This window comes from Rhodanobacter sp. C06, from assembly GCF_002001105.1.
Classification (GTDB): domain Bacteria; phylum Pseudomonadota; class Gammaproteobacteria; order Xanthomonadales; family Rhodanobacteraceae; genus Rhodanobacter_A.
Window position 1 is genome coordinate 1 of record NZ_MUNP01000044.1, and the last position, 1,516, is coordinate 1,516.

A 1,516-nucleotide genomic window follows, 5' to 3' on the forward strand; every position below is an offset into this window, starting at 1 on the left:
GAGTAAAAAGAGACTTCCCCTCCCTTCGGCCTCGAAGGCCATGATGGTGTTGCGACACAACCGTCAGCAGAAGAGGAAGTCTCCATGAGCACTATAACCCTCGGCGTGGACTTGGCAAAAAACGTGTTCTCGGTGTGCGCGATGGACGGCGCCGGGCACGTGGTGCAGCGGCAGGACTTGAAGCGCGATGCGTTTGCGCAGTGGCTGGCGCAGCTGCCGGTTGGCAGCGTGGTGGCGATGGAGGCGTGCAGCGGGGCGCACCACTGGGCGCGGCGCTGCCTGGAGCATGGCCTGCAGCCGCGGATCATCGCCGCGCAGTTCGTGACCCCGTTCCGCAAGAGCCGCACCATCAAGAACGACCGCAACGACGCCGAGGCGATCGCCACCGCCGCGCGGCAGGGCAACATGCGCTTCGTGCCGGTGAAGACGCTGGATCAGCAGGCGCGGCTGGCCGTGCACCGTGTGCGCGAAGGCTACAAGGTTGAATCGCTGGCGCTGGCCAACCGCATCCGCGGCCTGCTCGCCGAGTTCGGCATCGTGGTGGCGCAAAGCGACGTGGCGCTGCGGCGGGTACTGGCCGACCTCGACGCGCACGCCGGATTGCCGGGCGAAGTCTGCAACCTGCTGCGGGAGCTGCGCGCCCACTGGGCGCGCCTGCACGAGGCCGTCGACGCGTGCGATGCCCGCATCGCCGACCACGTGCGCGAGGACACCCGCTGCCAGCGCTTGCGCGAGATCATCGGCGTCGGACCAGTCACCGCCGACGCCACGGTGGCCACCGTGGCCGACGCGCGCCTGTTCAAGAACGGCCGCCAGCTCGCCGCCTGGCTGGGGCTGGTGCCCACCCAGCACTCCAGCGGCGGACACGCCCGGCTGGGCGGCATCAGCTGCCGCGGCGACGCCTACCTGCGCACGCTGCTGATCCAGGGCGCCCGCAGCAGCCTGCAGCGCGCCAAGGCCGTGGCCATCGACAAGGCCACGCCCGAACAGCGCTGGATACGCATGCTCGATGCGCGCCTGCCGTTCGGCAAAGTGCTGGTGGCCATCGCCAACAAGCACGCCCGGCAAATCTGGGCCATGCTCGCGCACGACGTCGACTACGACCCGCACGCCTGCCTCGCCCATCCCATGCACCGGCAGATCCAGCCGGCCTGAGCTCAACGTTTTCGCAACACCGTTTCGTTCCACGTCAGCGCAGCACGGTAACAACGGGTCAGACCCACCCGGAGAGAACCTGACTAACTATTCGGACGTCCAAACGGTGAGCCGGCCGATCCCAGGCCACCGACGACACCGCTGAATGAACGAGGTCTCCGGGCGCGGTTTATACCCTGATCCGAGCCAGACACATCGGCTCAACAAGACCGTCTACGGAAATGCCGTCTGACACACGTAGCAGGCCGCGAAGCACTGACGCGCAGTACGAAGCACCAGAAAATCCCCAGCACCGGCAGTCGCCCGAAAGCCCAGGGCAGAAGCGTCATGCACCCGGCTTGACGGGGAAGTCTCCTACGGA

General features: G+C 67.3%; 1 protein-coding gene. It reads left to right on the forward strand.

Annotated elements, in window-relative coordinates; translation table 11 throughout:
- Positions 1 to 84: 84 nt before the first annotated feature.
- The gene (locus tag B0E52_RS08460; RefSeq protein WP_077483396.1) at positions 85 to 1,155 is read left to right on the forward strand and encodes an IS110 family transposase; all 1,071 of its coding nucleotides are present in this window, start codon (positions 85 to 87) and stop codon (positions 1,153 to 1,155) included.
- Positions 1,156 to 1,516 lie beyond the last annotated feature (361 nt).